General features: G+C 36.2%; 23 protein-coding genes and 1 pseudogene. 14 read left to right on the top strand and 10 right to left on the bottom strand.

Going from position 1 to position 26,030, the window contains the following annotated elements; translation table 11 throughout:
• Both RCH56_RS01280 and RCH56_RS01275 read left to right on the top strand, forming a co-directional pair.
• Positions 1 to 691, top strand: a 691-nt coding sequence (locus tag RCH56_RS01280; RefSeq protein WP_306483195.1) for a sensor histidine kinase KdpD, incomplete at its 5' end; no start/stop codon positions are given.
• 258 nt (positions 692 to 949) lie between these two features.
• A complete protein-coding gene (locus RCH56_RS01275) occupies positions 950 to 1,243 on the top strand; it encodes a hypothetical protein (protein ID WP_306483194.1) in 294 nt (97 codons plus the stop codon).
• Between the two features lie 403 nt (positions 1,244 to 1,646).
• Here the strand turns inward: RCH56_RS01275 and RCH56_RS01270 are convergent, their stop codons facing one another.
• The 3 genes from RCH56_RS01270 to RCH56_RS01260 form a co-directional block, all read right to left on the bottom strand.
• On the bottom strand, positions 1,647 to 4,319 hold the full coding sequence (locus RCH56_RS01270; protein WP_306483193.1) for a cation-translocating P-type ATPase: 2,673 nt from the start codon (positions 4,317 to 4,319) through the stop codon (positions 1,647 to 1,649).
• Between the two features lie 177 nt (positions 4,320 to 4,496).
• The gene (locus tag RCH56_RS01265; RefSeq protein WP_306483192.1) at positions 4,497 to 5,519 is read right to left on the bottom strand and encodes a M42 family metallopeptidase; all 1,023 of its coding nucleotides are present in this window, start codon (positions 5,517 to 5,519) and stop codon (positions 4,497 to 4,499) included.
• A 9-nt stretch (positions 5,520 to 5,528) separates the two neighbouring features.
• Entirely contained in the window at positions 5,529 to 6,032 is a 504-nt protein-coding gene (locus RCH56_RS01260) for an LURP-one-related/scramblase family protein (RefSeq protein ID WP_306483191.1), read from the bottom strand.
• A gap of 155 nt (positions 6,033 to 6,187) precedes the next feature.
• Between RCH56_RS01260 and RCH56_RS01255 the strand changes: the two genes are divergently transcribed.
• A complete protein-coding gene (locus tag RCH56_RS01255) occupies positions 6,188 to 6,892 on the top strand; it encodes a hypothetical protein (RefSeq protein WP_306483190.1) in 705 nt (234 codons plus the stop codon).
• Positions 6,893 to 7,400: 508 nt separating this feature from the next.
• On the opposite strand, the pseudogene RCH56_RS01250 reads toward RCH56_RS01255, so the two are convergent.
• Positions 7,401 to 7,583, bottom strand: a pseudogene (locus tag RCH56_RS01250) (peptidase M42); the annotation flags it as partial.
• Positions 7,584 to 7,661: 78 nt separating this feature from the next.
• Positions 7,662 to 8,630 carry a LacI family DNA-binding transcriptional regulator gene (locus tag RCH56_RS01245; protein ID WP_306483189.1) on the bottom strand — a complete coding sequence of 323 codons (969 nt, stop codon included), beginning with the start codon at positions 8,628 to 8,630 and terminating at the stop codon, positions 7,662 to 7,664.
• Positions 8,631 to 8,757: 127 nt separating this feature from the next.
• On the opposite strand from RCH56_RS01245, the gene RCH56_RS01240 reads away from it, so the two are divergent.
• Positions 8,758 to 10,167, top strand: coding sequence for a sucrose-specific PTS transporter subunit IIBC (locus RCH56_RS01240; protein ID WP_306483188.1), 1,410 nt, complete (start codon positions 8,758 to 8,760; stop codon positions 10,165 to 10,167).
• A 49-nt stretch (positions 10,168 to 10,216) separates the two neighbouring features.
• Here the strand turns inward: RCH56_RS01240 and RCH56_RS01235 are convergent, their stop codons facing one another.
• The 5 genes from RCH56_RS01235 to RCH56_RS01215 all read right to left on the bottom strand — a co-directional run bounded on the left by RCH56_RS01235 (position 10,217) and on the right by RCH56_RS01215 (position 15,158).
• Positions 10,217 to 11,149, bottom strand: a complete 933-nt coding sequence (locus tag RCH56_RS01235; protein WP_306483187.1) for a bile acid:sodium symporter family protein — start codon at positions 11,147 to 11,149, stop codon at positions 10,217 to 10,219.
• Positions 11,150 to 11,154: 5 nt separating this feature from the next.
• On the bottom strand, positions 11,155 to 11,994 hold the full coding sequence (gene panC, locus RCH56_RS01230; protein WP_306483186.1) for a pantoate--beta-alanine ligase: 840 nt from the start codon (positions 11,992 to 11,994) through the stop codon (positions 11,155 to 11,157).
• 52 nt (positions 11,995 to 12,046) lie between these two features.
• Positions 12,047 to 12,430, bottom strand: a complete 384-nt coding sequence (gene panD / locus RCH56_RS01225; RefSeq protein ID WP_306483185.1) for an aspartate 1-decarboxylase — start codon at positions 12,428 to 12,430, stop codon at positions 12,047 to 12,049.
• A 468-nt stretch (positions 12,431 to 12,898) separates the two neighbouring features.
• Positions 12,899 to 14,602: a DUF2207 domain-containing protein gene (locus RCH56_RS01220; RefSeq protein ID WP_306483184.1), complete on the bottom strand. Its 1,704-nt coding sequence runs from the start codon at positions 14,600 to 14,602 to the stop codon at positions 12,899 to 12,901.
• A gap of 7 nt (positions 14,603 to 14,609) precedes the next feature.
• Positions 14,610 to 15,158: a LemA family protein gene (locus RCH56_RS01215; RefSeq protein WP_306483183.1), complete on the bottom strand. Its 549-nt coding sequence runs from the start codon at positions 15,156 to 15,158 to the stop codon at positions 14,610 to 14,612.
• 141 nt (positions 15,159 to 15,299) lie between these two features.
• On the opposite strand from RCH56_RS01215, the gene RCH56_RS01210 reads away from it, so the two are divergent.
• The 10 genes from RCH56_RS01210 (at position 15,300) to RCH56_RS01165 (ending at position 26,006) form a co-directional block, all read left to right on the top strand.
• Complete coding sequence (locus RCH56_RS01210; protein ID WP_306483182.1) at positions 15,300 to 16,649, top strand: TrkH family potassium uptake protein; 1,350 nt, start codon at positions 15,300 to 15,302, stop codon at positions 16,647 to 16,649.
• Between the two features lie 8 nt (positions 16,650 to 16,657).
• Positions 16,658 to 17,311: a TrkA family potassium uptake protein gene (locus tag RCH56_RS01205; protein WP_306483181.1), complete on the top strand. Its 654-nt coding sequence runs from the start codon at positions 16,658 to 16,660 to the stop codon at positions 17,309 to 17,311.
• Positions 17,312 to 17,573: 262 nt separating this feature from the next.
• Positions 17,574 to 18,290 (top strand): zinc metallopeptidase, encoded by a 717-nt coding sequence (locus RCH56_RS01200; RefSeq protein WP_306483180.1) that lies wholly within the window; start codon positions 17,574 to 17,576, stop codon positions 18,288 to 18,290.
• Positions 18,291 to 18,499: 209 nt separating this feature from the next.
• Positions 18,500 to 18,967 (top strand): CtsR family transcriptional regulator, encoded by a 468-nt coding sequence (locus RCH56_RS01195; protein WP_306483179.1) that lies wholly within the window; start codon positions 18,500 to 18,502, stop codon positions 18,965 to 18,967.
• 1 nt (position 18,968) lies between these two features.
• A complete protein-coding gene (locus RCH56_RS01190) occupies positions 18,969 to 19,550 on the top strand; it encodes a transcriptional regulator (RefSeq protein WP_306483178.1) in 582 nt (193 codons plus the stop codon).
• Positions 19,547 to 20,515: an ATP--guanido phosphotransferase gene (locus RCH56_RS01185; protein WP_306483177.1), complete on the top strand. Its 969-nt coding sequence runs from the start codon at positions 19,547 to 19,549 to the stop codon at positions 20,513 to 20,515. The genes RCH56_RS01190 and RCH56_RS01185 overlap by 4 nt, the downstream gene beginning before the upstream one ends.
• Positions 20,515 to 22,959 carry an ATP-dependent Clp protease ATP-binding subunit gene (locus tag RCH56_RS01180; RefSeq protein ID WP_306483176.1) on the top strand — a complete coding sequence of 815 codons (2,445 nt, stop codon included), beginning with the start codon at positions 20,515 to 20,517 and terminating at the stop codon, positions 22,957 to 22,959. Before RCH56_RS01185 ends, RCH56_RS01180 begins: the two co-directional genes overlap by 1 nt.
• Before the next feature lie 193 nt (positions 22,960 to 23,152).
• Positions 23,153 to 23,782, top strand: coding sequence for a hypothetical protein (locus tag RCH56_RS01175; RefSeq protein ID WP_306483175.1), 630 nt, complete (start codon positions 23,153 to 23,155; stop codon positions 23,780 to 23,782).
• 21 nt (positions 23,783 to 23,803) lie between these two features.
• Positions 23,804 to 24,229, top strand: coding sequence for a hypothetical protein (locus RCH56_RS01170; protein WP_306483173.1), 426 nt, complete (start codon positions 23,804 to 23,806; stop codon positions 24,227 to 24,229).
• Between the two features lie 451 nt (positions 24,230 to 24,680).
• The gene (locus RCH56_RS01165; protein WP_306483172.1) at positions 24,681 to 26,006 is read left to right on the top strand and encodes a sugar ABC transporter substrate-binding protein; all 1,326 of its coding nucleotides are present in this window, start codon (positions 24,681 to 24,683) and stop codon (positions 26,004 to 26,006) included.
• The last annotated feature ends 24 nt before the right edge of the window (positions 26,007 to 26,030 follow it).

Raw genomic sequence — 26,030 nt, 5'->3', positions numbered from 1 at the left:
AATAAAAAAAGATAAGGACCTTGTTAAAGGAATTTCCTATATAAGCCATGATATTAAGACACCTCTAACGGTAATAAATACTAATGTTTCTTTGATTAAAAAATCAAATGAGAAGATTTCTGATAAAAATCTCATTAGAATGGACAGAATTTTTGAAAAAAGTGAAAAAATATCTACATATATAGATAAAATTATGAAAATTGCAAAAAGTCAATTAGAAGAAAATAAGATAAAAAAAATAAAGCTAGGCGATATAGTAAAATCACTAGAGAAAAACATTATTATTTATTCTGATATGTTAGAAGAAGAAATAGAAATTGCAAAACAAATTGAGAACAATAAAAAAGTTATATACGCAAATACTTCAAACATAAATGAGTGTCTAATTCACCTTCTAAATAACGCTTACGAACATAGGAAAGATAAGATAAAAGTAGAAATTAAAGCAAAAGATAGGTTAGAAATTTCTGTTATAGATGATGGAAGTGGTTTTGATGAAGATATTATTGGTGAAAGTACAGATCTATTTGTGACAAGCAATGTAGCACGAACCTCAGGCAAAGGATATGGCATAGGTTTATATTATGTAAAGACTTACCTTGAAAAAATCTCAGGAAATTTAGAACTGGTAAACAAAAACCAAGGTGCAATAGTAAGAATGATTATACCAATGGAGGATTCAAATGATTAATGTATTCTATATCTTAACTGTTATATTTATAATTCATGGAATTTTTAATATATCTTCTAGTAAGATGAATTTTTACAATTGGTATGAAGCTTTTATACTAATAATCTTAGATAAATTTATTATAGCAGAAATTCCATCTTATAGCAGACTATTAATACTGCTGTATTTTCTATTTCTAACTATATTATCAAATAGAAAACTTAATTTACTAAAAATTGACTATGATTTGCTAAAATAAGAAAAACTAAGGAGGACATTATGAAAAAACAGAGCTTAACAGAAATATTACTTTATCTAATAACAGGACTGATTCCTCTTATAGGATATTATTTTTTGATGAGTGAATATTTTAAAGTCAGTCCTTTTGAAGGGTATTACTTGATATTAACAATTTATTTGATTATTTGCTACTTACTATATCCATTATCTGGTAGAAAATTAAGCGAAGACATAGTTAATAAAGCATCAGATAGATTGCTTATGCCTCAAAGTAAGATGCTTATAGCATTTATTTTTGCGCCATTTATAGTATTTTTTAAAAGAAAGAAATAACGTTAATTTTATTATTATTATTTCGGAGTATACATAGATTTACTAAATGGTAATATAGGATAAACAAAAAATATATTTAAAGTTGTAATATGGTAAATGGGGCTGTTGCAGAATGAATAAATCGTACCATTATCGTTAGAAGAACCTCCACGGAAAGTCTCACTAAGCCGACGGGCTAATCGTCTCCATCAGCCGGCGGGCGCCAATTGGCCTACCGGCCAGGAGAGGTAAAATTTCCTAAGAGAACCTTCTAACGATGGTACGATGATTATTCATAATTTTGCAACAGCCCCATTTTTATATGTCTATTTAAGTTAGTTGAGTAAACGAAAGAGAGTAAAACAAAAAGGTGATGGTGTAGAATAGTTAAATCTATTCTGCTCATCACCTGTAATTTTATTTATTATTTTCTTCTAACAACTTTTGAAATCTCACCTAGGACGAGTGGGATTAGGGAAAGTATTAGAACTGGTATCCATTCCCAACCTAGAGATACTACTTCAAAAAGCTCTCTTAGGACTGGTACATATATTACAACTAGTAGTAGGGCAAATGATAGGATGGTTGCCTTGATTAGTTGTGGATTTGAGGCAAATCCTAACTCCTTTAAGGTGAACTTCTCTGATCTTACTGAGAAGGCTCTTAGAAGCTCACTTGTTATAAGTGTTGCAAATACCATTGTGTGTGCTCCCTCAATTGAGTTAGGGAAAATCCACTTAAGTCCAACTAGATAAGCTGCAAGAACAGCTATTGTTATAAATATTGATTGAGAGATAAGATTTGTCTTTGTCTTTCCAGATACTATTGACTCACTTGGATCTCTTGGATCTTCTTCCATGATGCCTGGCTCTGCTGGCTCTACTCCTAGGGCTAGGGCTGGGAAGGCATCTGTTACAAGGTTAAGCCACAATAGTTGGATTGGTGTAAGTGGGCTTGGAAGGCCAAAAAGTATAGACAAGAATACTATAAGGACTTCTGCTATGTTACAAGATAGGAGGAAGGAGACGAACTTCTTGATATTTGCAAAGATTACTCTTCCTTCTTCAACAGCGTTTACGATTGTTGCGAAGTTATCATCTACAAGAATCATATCTGCAGTATCCTTGGCAACGTCTGTTCCTGTAATACCCATTGATATACCGATGTCGGCGTTTTTGATAGCTGGAGCATCGTTTACTCCATCACCTGTCATGGCTACTATTTCTCCATTTTGGCCGAGGGCTTTTACAAGTTGAACCTTGTTTTCTGGAGAAACTCTAGCAAATATTCTTTTTGTCTTTACTATTTCTCTAATTTCTGCTTCTGTCTTGTTGTTAAGTTCGCTTCCTTGCATAGCTTGGTCACGGCTTGTAGCAATGCCTAGGTCCTTGGCTATGGCGAGAGCTGTTTCGAAATAGTCACCTGTAATCATTATTACATCTATTCCTGAAGCGTGGCACTCTTTAACAGCAGCCTTAGCTTCTGGTCTTGGTGGATCGATCATTCCTGTAAGTCCAACGAAGATCATATCACGTTCGATATTTTCTGTAGTAAGCTCTTGGTCAAGACTATCGAGGCTTCTAAAGGCGTAGGCCATAACACGTAGGGCAGAGCTTGCAAGGTTTGTGTTTTCTTCTAGGGCCTTTTTCTTAAGCTCTTCTGTGAAATCTACGATTTCGCCATCTATTAGGATCTTACTACATTTATCTATGACTACATCTGGGGCACCCTTGGTAAATGAGTAATAATATCCTTCTTTTTCGTGGAAGGTGGTCATCATCTTTCTTGTGGAATCGAATGGGATTTCCTCAAGTCTTGGGTGGTTCTCGTTTAGGTTTTCTTGGTTGATGTTCCATTTTTCAGAAAGTGTAAGCATAGCGCCTTCTGTAGGATCCCCTGTGATCTTGTAGATGTCGTCTTCTCTTATGAGATTGGCATCGTTACATAGACTTGCTATGGTCATGAGAAGTTTGATTTGATCGTGGCTTTCTACGATTTCACCCTTATCATCTCTTACATCTCCCTTTGGCTCGTATCCTGAACCTTCTACCTCGAATTCCTTACTATCTGTGTAGATTTTAGTGATGGTCATCTCGTTTTGAGTAAGAGTTCCTGTCTTATCTGAACAGATTACAGTGGTTGAACCTAGAGTTTCTACTGAAAGAAGGTTTTTAACAATGGCCTTTCTTTCTGCCATTCTGTTCATTCCGATTGATAAAACAATAGTTACAACTGCGGTGAGTCCTTCTGGTATAGCAGCTACTGCAAGTGATACTGCGACCATGAAGTTATCTAACATATCCATTTCAGATCTAAAATATCCAACTACAAATACTAGGATACAAACTATTACTACTAGTACAGCAAGGAGCTTGGATAGCTTCTTAAGTTGTTTTTGTAGGGGAGTATCTTTTGCCTCGACGTTTTCCAGACTTGTTGCGATTTTACCGATTTCTGTTTCATGTCCTGTGGCTGTGACTAGTCCCTTGCCGTGGCCGTAAGTTACTATAGATGATGAAAAGGCGTAGTTATCCCTATCTCCGATTCCAACATCTTCATTAAATTCCTTGCTAAAGTCCTTTTCTACTGCGACAGATTCTCCTGTAAGGGATGATTCGTCTATTTGTAGGTTGCTTGATTCGAGAAGTCTCATATCAGCTGGGATGATATCTCCAGTTTCAATGATTACAACATCTCCCGGTACAAGCTCTTCGGCCTTTAATTTTTTCCTAGATCCATCACGAATGATGGTAGCTTCTGGTGAGCTCATCTTTTGAAGGGCTGCCACAGAGTCTTCTGCACGACCTTCTTGGATGATGGACATAATAGCGTTGATTACTACAATTGCAATAATAATTCCGCATTCAACAGCATCTCCTGTAAAGGCTGACACGATTGCAGCTATTACAAGAAGGATTACCATAGGATCTGCTACTTGCTCGATGATTTTCTTGACAAGAGATTTCTTGTTAGATGATTCGATAATATTTTTGCCATATTTATCGAGTCTCTGTTTTGCCTCATCGGAAGTAAGACCACGGTTTGGGTCACTATTATGTTTTTTGATTACTTCATTTAAACTTCCTTTATAGTCCATAATTCCTCCATTAATATTAACAAAAGGTATAAAAAAAACTTTTGGCAAATCCATGCCAAAAGTCTTGCCACCTTCTGGGGTTTATCCAACCGGGAAAATTCCGTTTTGACGATTGAATAATTGGGCTACTCCCTTTTGCTTACTTATATTATATAACAAATTGCCTTTATTACAAGACTATTTTTGTACAAAGTTAAAGAGTAGTTTGTATAGTCCCATCAAGCCCTTTTCGTGAGTTCTCTCATAACCGTGGCTTGCTGCAACTCCGCTTCCTACTAGGGCGTGACGGAAGTCGTTATCACTTGCCACTGCAGCGGAGGCATCAGATCCGTAGTAAGGATATACGTCTAGGCCGTAGTCTATATCTAGATTTTTGGCAAGGTCTACTAACTCATTTGTCAAATCATAATTGTATGGGCCAGAAGAATCCTTAGCACAGATTGAAACCATAGTCTCATCACAGGCGAGATCGTCATAGACAACTCCCATGTCGACAGCCACCATATCCCTAATTCCCTTTGGGTGACCGCTTGCTGCCCCGTGGCCTACTTCTTCGTAGATAGTAAAGGTCATATAAAGAGGTCTATTTATCTCGATATTCTTTTCTTTGATTTCCTTAGCGAGGGCAAGGAGGACGCCTGCACTTGCCTTATCGTCTAGATGACGAGATTTGACGAAGCCATTATCAATTCTAAATCTTGGATCAAGAGATATAAAGTCTCCGTTTGTTATACCAAGGGCCTCGGTCGCCTCTTCCGATTTTGTTATAGCATCTATTACAACTTCCATAGTAGTATCGTCTCTTTTAGCTTCCTTTGGGTCGGATGAGCCGTGGACTGCAGGTTCATTTAATCTGAAAACTCCCGTGTAAGTTTTGCCAGATCTTGTGTGGATTGTAACATTTTCTCCTTCTGCGTAGTTAAAAGGATATCCTCCAAGACTTGTTACCTTAAGCCTACCGTTAGCCTTTACGCTTCTTACCATAAGGCCTAAGGTGTCTACATGGGCAGATAGTAAGAGGCCGTTCTCTTCGCCTTCTACGATAGGAACAACTACATTACCTTTGTTGGTTTGATAAGGCTTATAGCCTAAGTTTTCAAATTCGTCCAAGAGATATTTCTCGCAAAGTTTCGTAAAGCCTGTTGGCGATGGTGTGTTGGTAAGTTCTTCTATATATTTTGTTATTGTTGATATTTCCATATTTTCTCCTTAATTATCATTCCTAGATGAAGCATTTTCCATATCCTTGATATTATTTAAGGATATACAAAGAGCTATGAGCTCTTCTGTAAAATCCTCCTTGTGGACTTTAAGTTGGTATTGGTCGGTTAAAGATAAAAGCTTCTTACTCACTTCTCCTATCAAATCACCCTTAAAGTAGGCCTTAAATTCATAATCCCACAAGTTTCCCTTAACATTAATCTTTCCGGATTCACTTATGATATCAATTGATTTTCTAAAGACAGAAATATTAGATTTTATAGTCATTTTCTTTTTAGAATCCTTGAAGTTAATCTCATAGACTGGAAGGAAAGATATGAGTTTTCTGTTTATTGTAAAAATCGTTTCGTCAGTAGAATCGGAAATAGCCGCCTCATATCCTAGAAACTTAAACTTCTGGTCTACAAAGAAGGCCTTTTTCCCATCTTCATCGAGGATGGGGTAATGGTCTGTAATTTTTAAAAATTTCTCTTTGAAATAATATTTTTTCATAAAAATTCCTTTTCTTTTTATTATACCCAAAGCTATTTTTTATAAAGCGAGTGCTTTTACTATAAGGTTGATTTTCTTACTATGGAATCTGTTTATTATAGGGGGGGATAATATTATGAATCATTGAAGAAATTTTTGAATTAAGTACAATTTTATTGAAAATGAATATAAGGAGGAATTTTATCGATAAATTTAAAAAAATAATCACTGGATTTTTGGTTTTTGCTATAATGCTTTCAATCATTCCGTCAAAAGCGTTAGCAAAAGACGGAAGCGTTAGTGCATTAAAAGAAGATTTTGTATACAAATATTCAGGTGTAGATTTAGTTTCGAAGAATTTTGAAAGAAACGAAATGACTACCAAAGAAGAAGAAGCATACGATGCACTGCTTGAGATAATGTATGAAGAGAATAAATCTGTTGCTACTGCGGAAGGATACACTAAGGAAGAATATATAAATCTTGCAGATGAAATATTGAGTGAAAATATAAAAATAGAAGATATACAAAGTAATGGTTTTACATTTTATTCAACATCTCATGGAAGCATTTCTACTAAAATGTTAGGTGGGATATTAAATGGGGTTATATCTGCAACACTTTTACTTACAGGAGTTGGATCAGTAGTAGAATTGATCAAAAAAATGGGAAAAGAAGCAGCGAAAGACTGGGTTGAAAAGCATGTGAAAAAAGCTGTAGTAAATAAATTAACAACTATAGGGCTAGGAGCATTCGGTATTTTTGCTGGAAGTATAATTAAAGGAATTATTGATGCATATATAGATCCAGGTCAATGGTTAGCTGAAAGAATTGATGGAAATGATAGAATTCTGAATAATGGATATATAGAAGCATGGTAAGCATAATAAATTTTTTGAAATCCAATTATGAGAGCATATTAATTTTTTTAGGGATTGTTATCTTTGCAAATTCCATATTGACTGCGAATGAAACAAACAAAAAAAATATTGGTAAAGTAATTGGTTGTTTACTGGTTATTATTGGGTGTATAAGTATGTATCTCGAAAGTTAAATCATGGTATACAATATGAACAAATAGCTTATTATTGTTTACATGAAATAATAGCATCTACAAAAGTAGGTGCTTTTCTTATACTTAATTTTAGGAGGCGATAATATAAATATTTCATATTTAATATTCACCAATAAGGGCATAGGTAAGTCGAGAGACAAACTAAAAGACGGAGGGAGGATGTCTTCATCATATTTTTATTTGGAAGAACACCAGCAGGAAGGAACGTCAACGAATTTACTGCTATGAAATTTACGACCGTTTATTCCTGCGTGAGAGCTATTGCTTAAACCTTACTCGGATATTAGCTACATTTATAAAAATATGTTTATTAAGCCGGACTTGGTATGTATAGTTACGTTCTCCCCTTCTGCATAGGAGAAAGGATAGCCACCCAGACCTGTGACATTAAGCCTACCATTGTCTTTGATGCTTCTTACCATAAGGCCCAGGGTATCTATGTGGGCGGATAATAAAAGTCCTTTTTTATCTCCCTCGCCTATAGGGACAACCACATTGCACATTATTTTTATTATACCAAAGCTATCTTTTATATGATTTATCTTAAAAATATACTTTTATAAACGAGGGCTTTACTATAAGGTTGATTTTCTTACTATTAGTCTTGGGCTTAGGGGGGCTTTTTTTAATCCTTTCTCTCCTTCTATTTGCTTTAATAGATCTTCTATAGCAAGCTTTCCCAGCTTTTCATAGGGAAAAGCCACCGTTGTAAGGGCGGGGCTAACTAGGGAAGAGATTTCGTAATTGCCAAAACCTGCCACGGAAATATCGTCTGGAATTCTAATTTTCTTTTCCCTAAGGGCCTCTATAATACCGAAGGCTATATTATCGGTAGCTCCTATATAAAAGCTCGATTTTTCCTTAGCGAGAATCTCTTTTGCCTTCTCATAAGCTGTCTTTTTGGTAAAGTCGAAATGATGGTGGTTGATTTTAATATTTCTATCCTCAAGTCCATCACTTAATCCTAAAAACCTATCTCCTACGGCCTGATCGTATTCTCCTACATCGAAATAAGAAATCTCTTTGTGGGAAAGGGTCTTTATATAATCAGCCATAAGCCTTCCTGCTTCATAGTCGTTGGCAAGAATTGAAGTAAAGCCATCAAGCCTTTGGCCGAAGATTACAAGGGGGATGGTTAGAGTTTTTATAATTTCCCTGTGTCTTTGAGTTATATTTGATGCGAAAAGGATAATGCCTTCTACATTAAGACCTGCCATCTCTTCGATGATCCTTACTTCTTCGTCCATATCGTCATTTGAACAAGAAAGTAGCATGGAGTAATCAGTTTCCTTTAAGTAGATATTAATAGTGTTTAGGGCTGTGTTTTTGGTATAGCCTATAAAGTTTGGGATGATTACCCCTATGATATTGGTCTTGGTCTTTTTGAGATTTCTAGCATAGGAATTTGGAACATAGCCAAGCTTATCGATTGCTTCTTTAATTTTCTTTTTTGTACTATCGCTTACTGAACCATTGTTTAAATATCTGGAGATTGTAGATTTTGAAAATCCTGTTAGCTCAGCAATATCTTTAATGTTTGCCATAAATCCTCCACTTCTATGATATCAAAAATATTAAAATAATAAAAATTATTTGACAAAGTAAACGTTTTTGCTATAATTATATTAACGGAACCGTTCCCGATATTTGTAATTATTTAAAGGAGAGATTATGGATTACAAAAAAGCAGCAGAAGGAGCCATAAAGGCTGCTGGAGGTAGAGAAAACATTTCCTCAGTCGCTCATTGTGCTACCAGACTTAGAATCGAAGCCTGCGATAAGGACAAAATTAATATGGATTTAGCTAATGACCTTGAAGGAGCCAAGGGTGCAATGTTTAATGAAGGTCAGCTTCAAATCATCTTTGGAACCGGAACAGTAAACAAAGTTTACGATGCCTACGAATCTCTAGAGAAAGATTTACCAGATGAGTTTTCTAAAATTCACGATAAGGCAGTGGCAAATAAAACTAAAAACCAAAAGAATCCACTAAAACGTGCTATAAAGACCTTTGGTGATGTATTTGTTCCTATCATCCCAGTCCTTGTAGCTACAGGACTTTTCATGGGACTAAGAGGCCTACTTACCCAAGAGGAAGTTCTTAGAGTTTTCTCTATGACACCAGATGATATTTCCCAAAACTTCTTGATGTGGACACAAATTCTAACAGATACAGCCTTCGCTTTCTTGCCAGCCCTAGTCGCTTGGTCAGCCTTTAAGGTATTTGGAGGAAGCCCTGTTATAGGAATCGTCCTAGGCCTTATGCTAGTTCATCCTAACCTACCTAATGCCTACCAAGTAGCAAGCGGAGACGCACAACCAATCATTATGTTTGGATTTATACCAGTTGTAGGATACCAAGGAACAGTACTTCCTGCCTTTATTTCAGGCCTAATTGGAGCAAAACTTGAGAGAAATCTAAGAAAAGTAATACCAGATAGCTTAGATTTACTTCTAACTCCTTTCTTAGTTTTGGCTATAATGAGTGTGCTTTCCCTGTTTGCAATTGGACCAGTCTTCCACCAACTAGAAGTCGTAGTACTTGAAGCAACAAAGTGGGCCCTAGGACTTCCTTTTGGTATAGCAGGAATCCTAATAGGAGGGCTCCAACAACTAATCGTAGTTACAGGAATCCATCACATCTTTAACTTCCTAGAAGTACAACTGCTAGCAGATAATGGAAGAAATGCCTTCAATGCCCTCTTATCAGCAGCAACAGCAGGTCAAGCAGGAGCAGTCCTTGCAGTGGCTATAAAAACCAAGGATACAAAGATCAAACAAATCGCCTACCCATCAGCCCTATCAGCAGCCTTAGGTATTACGGAACCAGCGATCTTCGGTATCAACCTAAGATTTGTCAAACCATTTGTCATGGGTATGATTGGTGGAGCGGCAGGAGGCTTCTTCGCTTCAATCTTTAAGATAGAAGGAACAGGAATGGCAGTAACAGTTATTCCAGGTATGCTCTTATATCTAGACAATCTCTTAATGTATATCTTAATGCTTCTAATAGCAGGAGGAGTAAGTTTTGCCCTAACTTATACCATAGGATATTCAGATAAGATGCTTAAAGAAAAGTAAAATAGGAAAAAGACGAGAATAATAGTTAAGTCTCGTCTTTTTTGATGTCTTATAATTTATGTTTTCTTCTAAGGGATGCAAAAATTGACCCGGATATATTATGCCATATTGAAAATATTGCACCAGGTAGGGTTGCCAGTGGATTTAGGGCGAAATTTGCTGTTGCAAGTTGAATGGCAAGTCCGCTATTTTGCATGCCGACTTCTATAGCTAGGGCTGTTTCTTTGTCGTAGTCCATCTTCGTAAATTTTCCTATAAAGAGTCCTCCAGCAAGGCCTAGGGCGTTGTGGATCATAACTATGAGTAAGACTATAAGACCTGATTGTCTTATTTTTTCTGAGTTAGCTCCGATAATACCTGCGATTATTAGGATAATTGCCAAAGATGAGATTAAAGGGAAGATGTCCTTTGACTTTTCTACACCCTTAGGACTTATTTTTTTGGCAAAAATTCCAAGAAGCACAGGTAGGAGGATTACTGTCACAACTGATTTAAACATAGCAAATATTGAAACTTCGACCCATTTACCAGCTAGTAAGTAGACTAGTAGGGGAGTTACTATTGGGGCCAGGAGGGTGGAGAGGATGGTCATCGATACAGATAAGGATACGTCTCCATTTGCTATGTGGCTTATTACATTTGAGGCAGTTCCTCCGGGACAGGATCCAACGAGTATTACTCCAAGGGCTATGTCCTTATTTAAACCGAAAACTATGGAAAGTAAGTAGGCTACAAGAGGCATAATAGTAAATTGAGCTAGAGAGCCTATCATTACTTCCTTTGGGTGTTTAAGAATTTCCTTAAAGGAATCGCCGTCAATACTAGTTCCCATACCAAACATGGCAAGGGCTAGGAAAATGGTGGTGTAATTTGTCATCCAAGAAAAATAATCTGGAAGAAAGTAGGCTATTACAGAAAAAACTATTATTATTAGACCAATGTTTTGGGTGATTTTCCTTGAAAGTGAAGATACTTTATCCATAAGACTTAACTCCTGTAGATAAAGTTATCTATTAGACGAGTTTTTCCTATATAAACAGCTATAGCAACTAGCCTATCTCCGTCAAAATCGCTCGCATCCTCCATGGTTTTAAGATCGGCTACACTGATGTAATCTATCTTTGAAAGCTCTTCGCTATCAATTATTTCTTTCATTTTTCCTAGTACTTCTTCTACACTTCCGCCCTCCTTAGCTAGTTTTTCTCCAGCGAATATGGCTTTGGATAGGCAAAGGGCAGCTTTTCTTTCTTCTTTTGATAAGTAGGTGTTCCTTGATGAAAGGGCGAGGCCGTCCTCCTCTCTAACTATAGGGCAAGGGATTATTTCTATAGGAATATTTAAATCACTTACGAGTTTTTTGATTATTGCGACTTGTTGGGCATCTTTTTGCCCAAAATAGGCTCTGTCAGCTCCAGTAATATTAAACAATTTGCTACAAACTGTAAGGACTCCTCTGAAATGGCCTGGACGTTTTGCCCCGCACAAGTGGTCGGACATATCTTCTATATCTACAAATACTTTTCTATCTTGATACATTTCACTTGCTTCTGGTGCAAAAATATAATCTACTCCGATTTTTTCGCATATTTTGCTATCTGCTTGTAAGTCTCTTGGATAGGTAAGTAAGTCTTCATTAGGTCCGAATTGGATAGGATTAACAAAATCAGATACAACTACTATATCATTGTCTTTCCTAGCCCTTCTTATAAGACTAGCGTGTCCTTCGTGTAAATAGCCCATGGTAGGTACAAGACCTATGGATTTACCCTCAATTTTTGCTTTCTTAAGATTTTCTCTTAATTCATCAATTGTTTTGATAATTTTCATAAATTCTCCTCTAATTTTATTAGAGATAGCTCCAAACACCACTTGTTTTTATTTATGATAAAGTTCCGTATTTTTCGTAATTAGACACTTTATTAATCTTATTATCATCATCTACAAAGACAACTTTTGGTTTGTAATCCTTAAGCTCATCTTCGCTATAAGAAGCATAAGCCATGATGATTACCTTATCCCCTGTAGAAAAAAGCCTTGCAGCAGCTCCGTTTAGGCAGATTACTCCGCTATCCTTTTTTCCTGCTATGGTATATGTTTCTATCCTATTTCCATTATTAACATCGACAACTTGTACTTTTTGATATTCCCTTATACCAGATTCTTCTAGCAAAGAAATATCAACTGTTATAGAGCCTACGTAATCGAGATTGGCCTCAGTGACAGTAGCCCTATGAATTTTTCCTTCTAACATTTCTATATTCATACATTCTCCCTAAAAATAAGGCTATCAATAATTTATTTTTTAACAATAAAAATCGATGGCCTTTAAGTAACAAATTATTTGAGTCTTATTAGCTAAGTATATAAGCTCGTTTTTAAAATAAAAAACAATGGTGTTATAGAGTATAGTTTCCAAAAGAAATACTATCTCTAAGTTTATATTATAAGGCCGAGTTATTAATTTAACAAGTAAATAAAATTAAAGTTAAGAGGCTGGTCTTATAAATAAGCTCCCTTTCTTAATTTATAGGGATTTTTTAGTAGAAATTATTTTAATTGTTTTTTTGTTATCGTATATATTTTGAACAACACTAGTGGAATCTATTTACTTATATGGCAAGGCCTATTTTTTATATACCTTCCTGCGTTTGGGAAATTAATTTGCTATTGTTAACAAAAAACAAATCCTCAAGAAAAAATTCAATTTGCCTAAGGATTTGTCATAATTATTCTAGCGACCTCCGCCGCCACCTCCACCGAAGCTTCCGCCTCCGCCGCCAAAGGATGTGCTTCCGCCAGCTCCAGCTGACGAAAAGCTTGCTATATTAGCTTGGGTGATAGTAGAGTAGTTTCTTGAATTTGTAATCATATAGTAGTTAAAGACTGAGTTATGGCTATAGTTTGGATAGGTTTTCTCTAGGTTTTTAAAGACCTTATCACTTATACCGTAAATTGCTGCATATATTAGGAAGTAGTCCCAGATATAAACTTCATTAGCATCTCTTTCTGCTATCAAGGAATAATCTTCTAGGTAATTTCTAAACTTGATCAGATTTTCGTAAAGGCTAATTCCTTTAGGAGTAACTTCGAGTTCTTTTCCTTCCCTCCTAGTACCAGCAAATTTCTTTTCGAATCTTATATCTTTCAAGTAATCTCCCGCCTTTAGTGCATCCCTTGACCTAGGCAAGAAATCTTCGTAGAAGTCTTCTGTGATTTCATCATTTTCCTCGAAATATTTTTGGATATTTTTGTTTGATACAAGACCGTCTTTGGAATATTCTTGTGACTTTTCGATTATATCAAAGAAAGCCTCCTCCATCTTCCCCATATTAGAAGGTCTGTCGAGGATTCTTATCTTGGCATTTTTATCATTTTTCTTATTAGCTTCGATTTCGATATTTTTATCGTAAATCCATTTTAGGATGAAGGCGTTCATGTAATTGCCTGGGCTTATCTCAAAATGATAGGCTTTTTCTGCCAGTAGATAAGTGTCTTCTATATGGGAAGGGTAAGGGATATCCCTAAAGTATTGATCTTTGAAGGTCTTGGCCTTTTTGAGAGCATGAGCATTTCTAATGTTATTCTCATCAAAATGGAGCTTGTTCGCCCTCACTCCAAGAAGTATTGATCCTAATCCTAGAAGGATAACAAAGGGGGCGATTACTTTGACATACCAAGGAATTGGGTCAGTATTAGCTTCTCCTTCGCTCTCTTCCCATTTTGATCCCTTAACTGCCATATTGGCATAATCATCGAATGTCTTATCTTCCTTGTAGGATGTATTAAAATAGCCCTTAGGGAATTTGAGCATAATAGTCGTATAGTCAACTTCGCCCTTAGATTTAAGTACTATATTTCCGTCGATATTATGGATATCTCCAACTAGGCCAAAGCCCCACATCTTTACATTTCGATCGAAAGGCTCAAAGCCTTTGATATTGATATTTACCCTTTCTGGCTTGGGGTCAAAATTTTCTCCGACAAATTGGAAAAAGAGCATATCACTGTCTTCAAGGCCAATTATTACAGGATTTATCTTGTAAGATAGCTCGTAGGTGTTTTTTCCGTATTTGGAGATCCCCCAAATGAGTTCTGTCCCATCCTCCCTATCACTTCTTCCATATTTATAGGCTTTTTCTTCAAAAGAAAGGTCCGAATCCCAAGGATTCATTTCACTAAAGTTCTTGCCTAGGGAAGAGGAAGTTAGGGAGAAGTCTTCTATTTTTATTCCTCTTAAATTTTCTATTAATTTGTATCTTTCGGTATAATCTCTTTCGTCTTCATCTATTTGCCAAACCTCTTCTACACTTCCTACACCATTTTTGTCGATTGTGACATCCATATCTAGTGAATCGAAACTATCGGCAAGTGAGATTCTAGGAAGTAGAAAAAGGATAAGGGCTAGAAGATATTTGCTTAGTTTTTTAATTTTCATAAGGCTCCTATTTAAATTTCGGTACAGTAGATGATTCGCTCGTATTTTCGAAATAATCTTTAGTATGAACAGAAAAAATATTAGCAAGGATATTTGCAGGAAAAGATTTAATTTTTCTGTTAAGCTTAGTAACAGTGTCGTTGTAGACCATTCTCAAATGTCTAAGACTTTCTTCGTGTTTTGTCATAGTAGCCATAGTCTCCTTGTAGAGATCGCTTGTTTTAAGAGTTGGATAATTTTCTGCGACCGCATAGAAGGAAGAAAGGGCTTTTTCAAATTCTGTATTTTCGCTTTCAACTTCTTTTGCATCGGAAGTTCTGTTTATGCCTGTCCTGTTCTTGGTGATTTTCTCTAGGGCGTCTATTTCAAATTCGCTATAGTCCTTAGTCATATTGATCAAGTTACTTAGGCTATCCCACCTAGCTTGAAGTCCAGTTGCGATTTGAGCCATGGAGTTTTCTACCATCTCATTAAGCCTTACAAAAGTATTGTAAGTCGTAACTGAATATATGACAATTACAAAGACTAGAATAATCAAAATTATTAATAGGGTCATATTTTCCTCCTTTATTATTTTATACCCAGAGAACTTATCATCAAATCGTTGACAAAAAATGGGCCAAGATGTAAAATCCTCTTAAGCTAGGGGAGGGCAAATGTAGATGTCAGCCCCTTTGATTGTGTAAGGAAGGTTATCATGCAAAAAAATATTTTGAAAAGAACTTTCGATAAGGCTACAGAAAATCCTGCCTTTGTTTTGTCCATGGGATTTTTGATTTTGATAAGTTTGGGAGGATTTATCCTATCTACTCCCTATGTGACCCAAAGTGGCAAGAGTACTGGTCTAATCGATTCGTTTTTTGTTGCGGCAAGTGCTTCTTGTGTTACGGGGCTGACTCCCTTAAATACTGGCCTATATTGGAACACTCTGGGCCATCTTGTTATTATAATTTTGATCCAAATCGGGGGACTTGGAATTATGACCCTAGCATCGGTAATTCCTTTAATTTTAAGGAAGAAAATCGGTATAAAGTCTAGGCAAATACTAAAAGAGCAGCTCAATGTTGAGAGTATGGAAGGCTTGGTAAGACTTTTTAAATATGTCCTAGCCTTTACTCTGATAGTTGAAGCTTTGGGAGCCCTATTTCTTTCTATAAGATTTATCCCGACCTATGGATGGGGAAAGGGGATTTGGTATTCAATCTTTCACTCTATATCAGCTTTTTGCAATGCAGGGTTTGATATATTGGGAGATTCGATTTATCCTTTAAGGAAAGATCTTTTGGTAAATACAACTCTCATGGCCTTGATTGTTATAGGTGGACTTGGCTTTATGGTTACAAGCGAGTTTTTCTATAGGAGGAAGTTTAAGCAAGTCTCAACTCACTCAAAGCTTGTTTTAATTATTAATGCAGTATTGATTTTATTTGGAGCTTTAGGATTCTTACTTCTAGAGTCAATCCAAAAGGGGGTCCTTATCGGAGAAGGGCTTAAGGGATCTATAATAGAGTCCTTCTTCCAATCAGTCTCAGCTAGGACTGCTGGATTTTATTCGGTTAATCTTTCAAATATTAAAGATTCGACCTCGCTTTTACTGATAGGCCTTATGTTTATAGGAGGATCTCCAGGATCGACTGCAGGAGGTATCAAGACTACGACCTTTGGAGTTTTAGTTCTTGCGACATATTCTGTAATCAAAGGGCAGAAGGAACCGGTTGTATTTAACAAGCACATAGGAGATGAGACTATCAAAAAAGCAATATCTATCTTTATGATTTCTCTTGCCATAGTATTGATGGTGACTTTCATCATTGCTATTACAGATAACTTTGACTTGATAGATACCCTTTATGAAGTCGTCTCTGCCCTTGCAACAGTAGGAGCTAGCAGGGGGATTACGGCAAATCTTTCAAGAATCGCCAAGGTCCTAATAGGTCTTTGTATGTATTTAGGTAGGATTGGTCCAATGACTATGGCCCTTGCCTTTGGTCTAAAGCCAGATGAGAAGTTAATCAGATATCCAGAGTGTTTTATTAGTATAGGTTAGGAGAAATTATGGAAAAAAATGTTATTGTTTTAGGTCTCGGAAGATTTGGTTACGCTGTAGCTACCAAGCTTTTCGAGAAGGGAGTCTATGTAACAGCAGTAGATTCTAATTACAAGAAAGTAGAAAAAATCGCAAACTTTGTATCAAGTGCTGCCCAAGCAGATATAACAGAAGAAGTCGCTATGAAGTCTTTGGGAATAAACAACTATGATGTGGCAATAATTGCAACAGGAACAGATATCGAGGCATCAATAGAATCTACTTTGATATGCAAGGATAGCGGAGTAGATAAGGTTATAGCCAAGGCTACAAGCCAATCACACGCTAGGATCCTTATAAAAATTGGTGCCGATCAGATAGTATATCCTGAGCTTGATACAGGAGAAAGACTTGCAAGATCTCTTGCAGGATCTAATCTTTTAGAGCTTATTCAATTCTCAAATGATTTCTCATTGATAGAGATAAAGGCCCATGAGGATTGGATAGGGAAGTCTCTTATAGAGCTTGACTTTAGAAAGGCTTACAAGATGAATGTGGTTGCCTTTGAAAGAGATGGCCAGATGCTAATGGATATAGATCCCAGCACATATATTAAAAAAGACGATGTCCTAGTTCTAATAGGAGATAATGAAAACGCTAAGGCTCTTGAGGAAAAATCTTAGAAGGAAAACGTAATAAAGTGCTAAATTTGAGATTATAGCTATAAGGGAAAATTTGAGAAAAAGTTTGCATAAATAAGAAAATGATGTTATAATAAAATCAGCTATTAAATAGCTAGGTTTTTCATTATTAATTCCTTATAGTTTTCCCTTAGAAAACTAGGACTAACTTATTCTTTTCTATAAGGGAGGAGGGCTCTAGGAGCCCTTTTTCTGTGTCTAAAATTCCAATTTGGGTATAATAAGAAAAAAGAAGGAGATAAAAATGTACAATCCATATTACTTTGGCTCAATGTATTTTGACAAGACCTATTTTCTAGTCATAATAGGTGTCATAATATCAATGATTGCCCAGGCTAATATCCAAAAAGCCTTTAACAAATACAGTAAAATCAAATCAAAAAAGGGTATAACGGGCTATGAGGCAGCTAAATATATCCTAGATACAAACTCATACAATGATATTTCTATAAAAAAGATTGGAGGAAGCTTATCTGATTACTTCAATCCTGCTACCAAGGAAGTAGCCCTATCTGGGGACTCCTTTACCGATACTTCTATAGCATCTATTGCTGTAGCAGCCCACGAATGCGGCCACGTCATCCAATACAAGGAAGGCTATGCTCCTTTAAGGATTAAGTCATGGCTAGTGCCTGCGGTAAACTTCGGATCAAAGCTTGCCTTTCCAGTTATACTTTTGGGGATTTTCTTATCCCAACAGAAGCTTTTAGACCTAGGGCTAATCCTTTTCTCTCTTGCTCTAATATTTCAGCTGGTAACTCTTCCGGTGGAATTTGACGCTTCAAGGAGGGCTATAAGAGTAATAGACGAAAGTGGTATGCTTCATGGCGAGGAGCTTGATGGAGCAAGAGCTATGCTAAAAGCTGCAGCCTTTACCTATGTAGCTGCAACTCTAACTACGGCCCTACAATTGTTGAGATTATTTCTCCTTTATGGCAACAGAAATAATAGGAGAGATTAGTATATTAAGTGACTCCTGCGAGGATTTTAATCTTTATGTGGGAGTTTTCTTAAATTTTATTTAATTTAAGCAAAGATACGCTACTTGCAATCATCTTGCTATATAGTACAATTTTACTAGGAATCATTAGGATTCTTTATTTTTAAAGAAGAAGGTCAGAGATAGTCAATCATTTGACTTAGATTAATATATAGAAAGAGTGGTGAATTATGGCAGGTCTTACTTCAGAAATCGAGAGGTTTCTAAAAATGATGTTAGAAGATTCTGTTGACGGAATGCTTGAAATCGGCAGGAATGACTTGGCGACACGTTTTGATTGTGCACCTAGTCAGATAAACTATGTTCTTTCTACAAGATTTACTCCATATAATGGGTACCTTATAGAAAGTAAACGTGGCGGCAATGGGTTTATTAAAATTATAAGTGTTGTAGATGAAGATACTTATATTTCTTATTTGACCAAAAATCTTAAGAAGAGCATGAGCCAAAACAATGCCGAAAGCCTCTTTAAAGACTTGTTGAGGAGAGAATACTTTACAGAAAACGAGTACTTGATGGCAAGATATGCTACAAGCGATAAGGCTCTTTCAAAAATAAGTGAAGTTAAAGATAGAAATGCCGTAAGAAGCGATATAATCAGAAATATTCTCTTAAGTCTTATGGCAAGGAGTAATTAATATGAAATGTGATAAATGCGATAATGAAGCGACTGTTACAGTCAAAGCTATAATAAATGGAGAAGAGAAGAACTTTCATCTTTGTAATGATTGTCTTATGAAATTCACCGATGTCTCAGTCGATGAAAATGGCAATATCAAAGAAGGTGGAGAAAATCTCGACAGAAAAAATATAGAAAATTTGATAGAGGAGTTTTTGCCAAGCCTTGAGGAAGTTATAGATTCCTACTATGATTATAGATTTAAGGAAAATAATTATTCTTATGGTCTCCTAAACAATCTAGGAGATGAGGCTTGCCCTACTTGTGGCAATCTTGCATCAAATATAAAACACGGTGTATTTGCTTGTCCTGATTGTTACAAACTCAATGATAAGCTTACAACTAAGACTTTAAGGACCTACAATAATCTAAGGACCTACGAGGGGAAATTTCCTAGAAAAGAGAGAAACTTTAAAGATATTGCTACAAAGATCAAAAATCTTCAAGAAAAACTTCAAGTTTCAGTTGAAATAGAAGATTATGAACAAGCTCAAAGCATAAAAGAGCAAATAGATGAATTGAATATGCAGGTGAGAAATTGATAGAATACAGCAAAGATATAATACTTTCTTCAAATTTCTCTCTTAGAAGAAATCTTGAAGGCTTCGACTTTCCAGCTAGCATGACTCTTGAAGCGAGCAAGGAAGTTATAGAAATCTTTAGGAAAATTTACGGGGACAAATTAATTCTTCTGGAAGATTTAGACGAAGACGAGCTAGAGGGCTTGATAAAGTCTTTTGTCCTATCAGAAGATTGTCCAAACAAACTTTCTGAAATAGGTCTTGTCATAGAAGATGACTATATACTAACAATTAACGACAGAGACCATTTGGCGATTAATATCAGAGATTTTAATCTTGATTTAAAATCTGCCTACAAGAAGGCCTATCTGATCGAAGAAAAGCTTGACGAAATCCTAGACTTTGCCTTCTCCCAGGAGTTTGGCTACCTAACCCAAGATGGGCGAAATGCGGGAAGTGGAGTAGAAGTTTTCGTAAAGGCCTTTCTTTTTGCTATGGTGGATGATGATAAGGCCTATTTTGGCCTAAAACAAAGTCTCCTTCACGAAAGAATCTATATTGATAAATTCCTTCCAAAATACTACAAGAGATATGCAGATGATATTTATATAATCAAAAATGTTGGAAATTACTGGAAGGATATGGATGAAGCTATGGATAAGTTCGAGAAGGCTTTGGATATACTTGTCAGAAATGAGAGAAGATTTAGAAGAGACTATCAAGTTTTAAATAGTATAAAAGATGAAGAAATAAAAGATTATATAGAGATTATGGAAAATAATTTAAACCTGGGCTTAGATAAGAGCCTAGAGCTTATGAGTAAAGATATATATGGGCTAAAGAAATACAATGTTCTAGGCTTTGATACAAACTTTACAAACGATGAGCTCGACTATCTAATATTTAATCTTTCTAAGAATAAGTATAAGGGAAATAGGGATGAGGATAGATACCTATTTCTTAAGGAATATATTAAGGAGCGATAATGGAAAATAATAGACTAAACAGACTTACCTCCCAGGCAAGAAGAGAGTCTTATTCCTTAAACCACGACTATATAGGAAGCGAGCACTTGCTTCTTGCTCTGATGAAGACAGGCTCTATTGCGAACAAGGCCTTGGAAAAAAGCGGGGCTAACTACGACCTCTTTAGGTCTATAGTAATAAATAACATAGGCAGGGGCAATTCCCAAAGACCTGCTACAGAATTTTCAAAGAAAGTAAGGACAACATTTGAAAAAGCTAGAGAGATCGCTATGGCGAGAAAAAGCTCTGTAGTTAACGAAGAAGATATCCTTCAAGCTTTGATAAACGATGATGATTCATTCACCAATCTCATGTTTCTCCTATCTGGTCTTGATAAGAAGGTCATAGGGAAAAACTTAGATACGATGTTAAAAGAAGTCTACAAGACAAAAGGATCATCTTCAAAGTTTTCTGAAAATGTGACCAAATACACAAATGACCTAAATGAGCTAGCAGAAAATGGAAAAATCGACCCCGTAATAGGAAGAGATACAGAAATAGAAAGACTTGTACAAATCCTAATGAGAAGGAGAAAAAACAATCCAATCCTAATCGGAGCTCCAGGTGTGGGTAAGACTGCCATAGCAGAAGGCCTTGCCCAAAGAATTGTGGCGAAAGATGTACCAAAGATTATAAAGGATAAGAGAATCCTAAGCCTTGACCTTGCTAGCATGATAGCAGGAAGTAAATACAGGGGAGACTTTGAAGATAGACTTAAAAAACTCTTCGAAGAAATTGGCAAAAGAGACGATGTAATTCTATTTATAGATGAATTCCACATGGTTCTAGGAGCAGGAGCCTCTGAAGGATCAATGGATGCAGCAAATATCCTAAAGCCAATCCTTGCTAAAGGAGAGATTCAAATCATGGGAGCGACCACTATAGAGGAGTACAGAAAACATGTTGAAAAAGACTCTGCCCTTAGCCGCCGTATGCAGCCAATTCAAGTTGATGAGCCAAGCCTTGAAGATGCTAGAAAGATTATCCAAGGACTAAAAGATAAATACGAAGACCACCATGGGGTAGAGATTACAGATGAGGCTATAGAAGCTGCGGTAGATTTATCTGATAGATATATCTCAGACCGTTACCTTCCTGACAAGGCCATAGATTTAATCGATGAAGCAAGTTCTAAGATTAGGATAGCTGTCTTCCAAAAAGAAGACGACTCAGCACCTAGTGAAGATAAGTTAGAAAAACTTAATAAGGAAAAGGAGCAAGCGGTAAGAGACCAAGACTTCGAAAGGGCAGCAGAGCTTAGGGATAAGATAAACCAAGCGAAATTCGATCTTGAAATAGAAAAAGAAAAAGAGAAGGAAAATAAGGACAGACTCTTTATATCCTACGATGATATAGCAAGCGTTGTGGCAAATTGGTCCAAGGTTCCAGTAGAAAAACTGACAGAAGATGAGATGGAAAAATACGCTAACCTAGACGAAGAGTTAAAATTATCAGTAATTGGTCAAAAAGATGCTATAGATTCAGTAGCAAGGTCAATCAAAAGAGCAAGGGTTGGACTAAAAGATCCTAAAAAACCAATCGGATCCTTTATCTTTGTAGGACCAACAGGAGTTGGAAAAACCTATCTTGCAAAAACTCTAGCACAAGATCTCTTTGGATCAGAGGATAAACTCATAAGGATGGATATGAGTGAATATATGGAAAAATTCGCCGTATCAAGACTGGTAGGATCTCCTCCAGGATATGTAGGCTATGAAGAAGGTGGCCAATTAACAGAGGCTGTAAGGACAAATCCTTACTCTGTAATACTCTTTGATGAGATAGAAAAGGCCCATCCAGATGTCTTTAATCTTCTCCTTCAAATATTAGATGACGGAAGACTAACAGATGGCCAAGGAAGAACGGCAGATTTCAAAAATACAATCATAATCATGACAAGCAATATCGGTGTCAGAAGCCTATCCACAAGTAAGAGCATAGGATTTGAGCTTGGTGATCAAAAAGAAGCGGAAGAAGAAAGAACATCAGAAATCATAGAAAAAGCCATCAAAGATTCCTTTGCACCAGAGTTTCTAAACAGACTTGACCAAGTCATAATGTTTAAGCCACTAGGAGAAGCTGAAATAGGAGAAATCTCAGGCCTAATGCTTGAAAAAACTAGACAAAGACTAAACGAAATCGACCTAGATATAGTCTATGACCAAAAGGTTGTAAAACTTCTAGCCAAAGAAGGCTTCGACCCAGAGTACGGAGCAAGACCACTAGAACGTCACATAACAAAAATGATCGACGATAGACTGGCAGAAGATATCCTAGATGGAAAACTAAAAAGAGACGAAACCATTAGAATTTCAGTTAGGAAAGATAGCTTAGTCTTTAGGAATATAAGTAAAGAGAAAAGAAGAAGAGAAAAGAAAAAAGAACTTGAAAAAGTGACAGAATAAGATATAGCCATTCCCTTAGGGGAATGGTTTTTTCAGTGGAAAATATTAATATTTTCATTTTTCTTTAATATATTATATAATATAAATATATCATAAAGATTTTATTTGATGCATTTTTTATAAAAGACCTATTGATATCAGTCTTTTATAGGAGAAGTATTGTGTCATTTAAAATCTAACAAAGGGAGGAAAAATGAAAAAAATCGTTGGAAAGTTACTTGCCCTATCTGCTGCCCTAGTTCTTACAGCTTGTGGGAATAAGGCAGATAAAGAAAGAGACAAGTCAGCTAAAGATGTGGACAAAGAAGCAAATATCAAAATCTCTGTCCAATTAGAAGAAGATTGGATGAAGCATTATGAGGCGGCGGCAGAAAGAGTTAAGAAAGAATTTCCTAATGCCGAAATCGAGCTTAGAACAATAGGTGGTTTGGAGCATATAGAAATAATTGATTCTACAGATGCTAACAACGAGGATGTAGCGGACCTATTTTGTATACCAGCTGATAGACTAGCAGGTCTTGTAGGAAATGAAGTATTAGGAGCCATAGATTCTCAAAAACTTGCTGAAGAGATTGGTGGTTGGGATGATTTTGATAGTGGACTAGGTGGAGAGTTCAAAGTAGATGGGGAATACTTTGCATTTCCTTACAATATCGAAACTCTAATTACCTATGTGAATACTCAAAATGCAAAGGAAAAAGGAATTGATTTAGAAAAGGATATAGAGATCAATGATGTCAAGGATGAATCAACTGTCCTATTTCCTGCCTTTGACGCTTGGTATGGAGTAGCAGCAACAAACTCATCAAATATTGAGCTTTAAGGTAATCTTGCGATTTATCCTATGGAAAAACTCATCTTGGCTGGAAAAGCACTAACTCACTGGCAAAGTGGTTGGGGACTTGCTATAAATGCAAGACTAGAAGAAGATGCGGAGAAGAAAGCCCTAGCTGAAGCTATGATTAAAGAGTTAGTTAATCCAGAATATGCCGAAGATTTATATAAGTATTCAGGAAAAATTCTTGAAAATGTATCAGCAGAAGAATATCAAAATTCAAATCTTGATCAAATCGACAAGGATATAATTAAGGCTACTATTGACTCATACAAGAAGGCTCCAGCAAGACCATTGTTTAAGGAATGGGGAGATGTGTGGGATACCTACTCAAATGCAGTTCTTTCTTGGAACTCTGTAAACCCACAAAATGAGGAAGATGCCTACAAGGCCCTTAAAGCTTCATTTGAATCTATGATGGCAAACTTTAACTAAGAGAATTAAATAAGCTTATCTGCTCTCACAAGCTAAATATATAGTTTGTGGGGGCATTTATTATTCGACTAAAATATAAGAATTAATAATAACGTGAAAATTCACGTAAAGAACAATCAGAATTTCCTTTGGAAGTCCTTTTCATTTTTTTCTAATAATATTTATAAATTTTGCATATATACATTTAGAACAATTGGATGAAATTAAGCTTTAAACATAAATTTTTGTTGCTATATTCCGTATTGACTTAAGATTGCTAAGGCTATTTCCTATAATAATAAACCATGACCCTAGTTAAAGGAATAGTTTTTTGACTAAAAAGTTGTATAAAAATTAACAATAAGTCTGAAATAAATTATCTAATTGCTTCCATTTATTTTCAAACTAATGTATAATGTATATACAGAATCAAATAACGTTTTCACTGAAGATGAAAACAAGGGAGGATTTTATGAAAAATAAATTAAAGATGTTGATGGCTTTATCGCTATCAGTAGTACTTGCTGCATGTGGCGGCAAGGGAGCGGACAAAGGTGAAGAAGCTCCTAGTGATCCAGGAGATGTTTCAGGCAAGATTTCCGTTCAAGTTGAAAAAGAATGGATGGATCATTATGAGAAAGCGGCTGAGAGAGTTAAGGAAAAATATCCTAATGCAGAAATCGAACTTAAAGAAGTAGGAGCTTTCGACCACTTGGATATCCTAGATCAAACAGATGCCAACAACGAAGATGTTGCTGACCTTTTTGCAATACCAGCAGATAGACTTGTTGGACTTGTAAACAACGACATCCTTGGTGCAATTGACTCTAAGGCTCTTGCTGATGAAATCGGTGGCTGGGATGATTTCGATAAGGGAATCGGTGGAAACTTCAATATCGATGGTGAATACTTTGCTTTCCCATACAATATCGAAACTCTTATTACTTACGTAAACAAGAAAAATGCCGAAGAAAAGGGAGTTGACCTATCTAAACCAATCGAGCTTAATGATGTAGCTGATGAGTCAACAGTTCTTCTTCCAATCTTTGATGCTTGGTACGGAGTTGCTGCAACAAACTCATCAAACATTGAACTTCTAGGTAAAGATGACCAAGGTAATCTATTCTCAGATTTTACAAAAGACTGGAAAGACCTTGAGCCTGAAAAACAGGCTACAATAAAAGCTTTGTTTGAATATTGGAAGAAACACAACGATGCAGGCACACAATTATTTGACCCAGATGCAGGTTGGGGATATATAGACGAAACCTTCAAGGAAGGTGCAGGCGGAGTTGCTAGAATTGGTGGTGCTTGGGATGCTGCTGCAATTTCTGAACAAGCTGGCGAAGGAAACCTTGAAGTTTATCCAATTGACAACATTACTATAGCTGGAAAAGCTCTAAATCACTGGCAAAGTGGTTGGGGACTTGCTATAAATGCTAGAATCGAAGAAGACGCTAACAAGAAAGCAATAGCTAACGAAATGATCAAACAACTTGTAAATCCTGAATTTGCAATAGATTTATATAAATCTACAGGAAAGATTCTTGAAAATGTAAAGAACGAAGATTATCAAGCATCAGACTTACCAGATTCTGATAAGGCAATCATCGAAGCTACAATCAAATCTTACGAAACTGCTCCAGCAAGACCATTATTTAAGGAATGGGGAGACGTTTGGGATACTTACAAGAATGCAATTCTTTCTTGGAACTCAGTTAAACCAGCTAATGAAGAAGAAGCTTACAACCAATTAAAGGCTTCATTCGACTCAATGATGGCAAACTTTAGCAAATAGTTAATAGGGTAAGAGAAAGGCCAA

Source organism: Anaerococcus sp. (assembly GCF_030825785.1).
GTDB lineage: Bacteria > Bacillota > Clostridia > Tissierellales > Peptoniphilaceae > Anaerococcus.
Note: the sequence above shows the minus strand (reverse complement) of the source record. Positions and strands in the feature narration are given on the sequence as shown.

Coding starts and splice junctions, on each gene's coding strand:
- RCH56_RS01215 (WP_306483183.1), bottom strand. CDS start 15,158: ATGACCCTATTAATAATTTTGATTATTCTAGTCTTTGTAATTGTCATA.
- RCH56_RS01240 (WP_306483188.1), top strand. CDS start 8,758: ATGGATTACAAAAAAGCAGCAGAAGGAGCCATAAAGGCTGCTGGAGGT.
- RCH56_RS01175 (WP_306483175.1), top strand. CDS start 23,153: ATGAAAAAAATCGTTGGAAAGTTACTTGCCCTATCTGCTGCCCTAGTT.
- RCH56_RS01200 (WP_306483180.1), top strand. CDS start 17,574: ATGTACAATCCATATTACTTTGGCTCAATGTATTTTGACAAGACCTAT.
- RCH56_RS01180 (WP_306483176.1), top strand. CDS start 20,515: ATGGAAAATAATAGACTAAACAGACTTACCTCCCAGGCAAGAAGAGAG.
- panD (WP_306483185.1), bottom strand. CDS start 12,430: ATGAATATAGAAATGTTAGAAGGAAAAATTCATAGGGCTACTGTCACT.
- RCH56_RS01220 (WP_306483184.1), bottom strand. CDS start 14,602: ATGAAAATTAAAAAACTAAGCAAATATCTTCTAGCCCTTATCCTTTTT.
- RCH56_RS01195 (WP_306483179.1), top strand. CDS start 18,500: ATGGCAGGTCTTACTTCAGAAATCGAGAGGTTTCTAAAAATGATGTTA.
- RCH56_RS01170 (WP_306483173.1), top strand. CDS start 23,804: ATGGAAAAACTCATCTTGGCTGGAAAAGCACTAACTCACTGGCAAAGT.
- RCH56_RS01245 (WP_306483189.1), bottom strand. CDS start 8,630: ATGGCAAACATTAAAGATATTGCTGAGCTAACAGGATTTTCAAAATCT.
- panC (WP_306483186.1), bottom strand. CDS start 11,994: ATGAAAATTATCAAAACAATTGATGAATTAAGAGAAAATCTTAAGAAA.
- RCH56_RS01165 (WP_306483172.1), top strand. CDS start 24,681: ATGAAAAATAAATTAAAGATGTTGATGGCTTTATCGCTATCAGTAGTA.
- RCH56_RS01275 (WP_306483194.1), top strand. CDS start 950: ATGAAAAAACAGAGCTTAACAGAAATATTACTTTATCTAATAACAGGA.
- RCH56_RS01205 (WP_306483181.1), top strand. CDS start 16,658: ATGGAAAAAAATGTTATTGTTTTAGGTCTCGGAAGATTTGGTTACGCT.
- RCH56_RS01235 (WP_306483187.1), bottom strand. CDS start 11,149: ATGGATAAAGTATCTTCACTTTCAAGGAAAATCACCCAAAACATTGGT.
- RCH56_RS01260 (WP_306483191.1), bottom strand. CDS start 6,032: ATGAAAAAATATTATTTCAAAGAGAAATTTTTAAAAATTACAGACCAT.
- RCH56_RS01265 (WP_306483192.1), bottom strand. CDS start 5,519: ATGGAAATATCAACAATAACAAAATATATAGAAGAACTTACCAACACA.
- RCH56_RS01270 (WP_306483193.1), bottom strand. CDS start 4,319: ATGGACTATAAAGGAAGTTTAAATGAAGTAATCAAAAAACATAATAGT.
- RCH56_RS01210 (WP_306483182.1), top strand. CDS start 15,300: ATGCAAAAAAATATTTTGAAAAGAACTTTCGATAAGGCTACAGAAAAT.
- RCH56_RS01190 (WP_306483178.1), top strand. CDS start 18,969: ATGAAATGTGATAAATGCGATAATGAAGCGACTGTTACAGTCAAAGCT.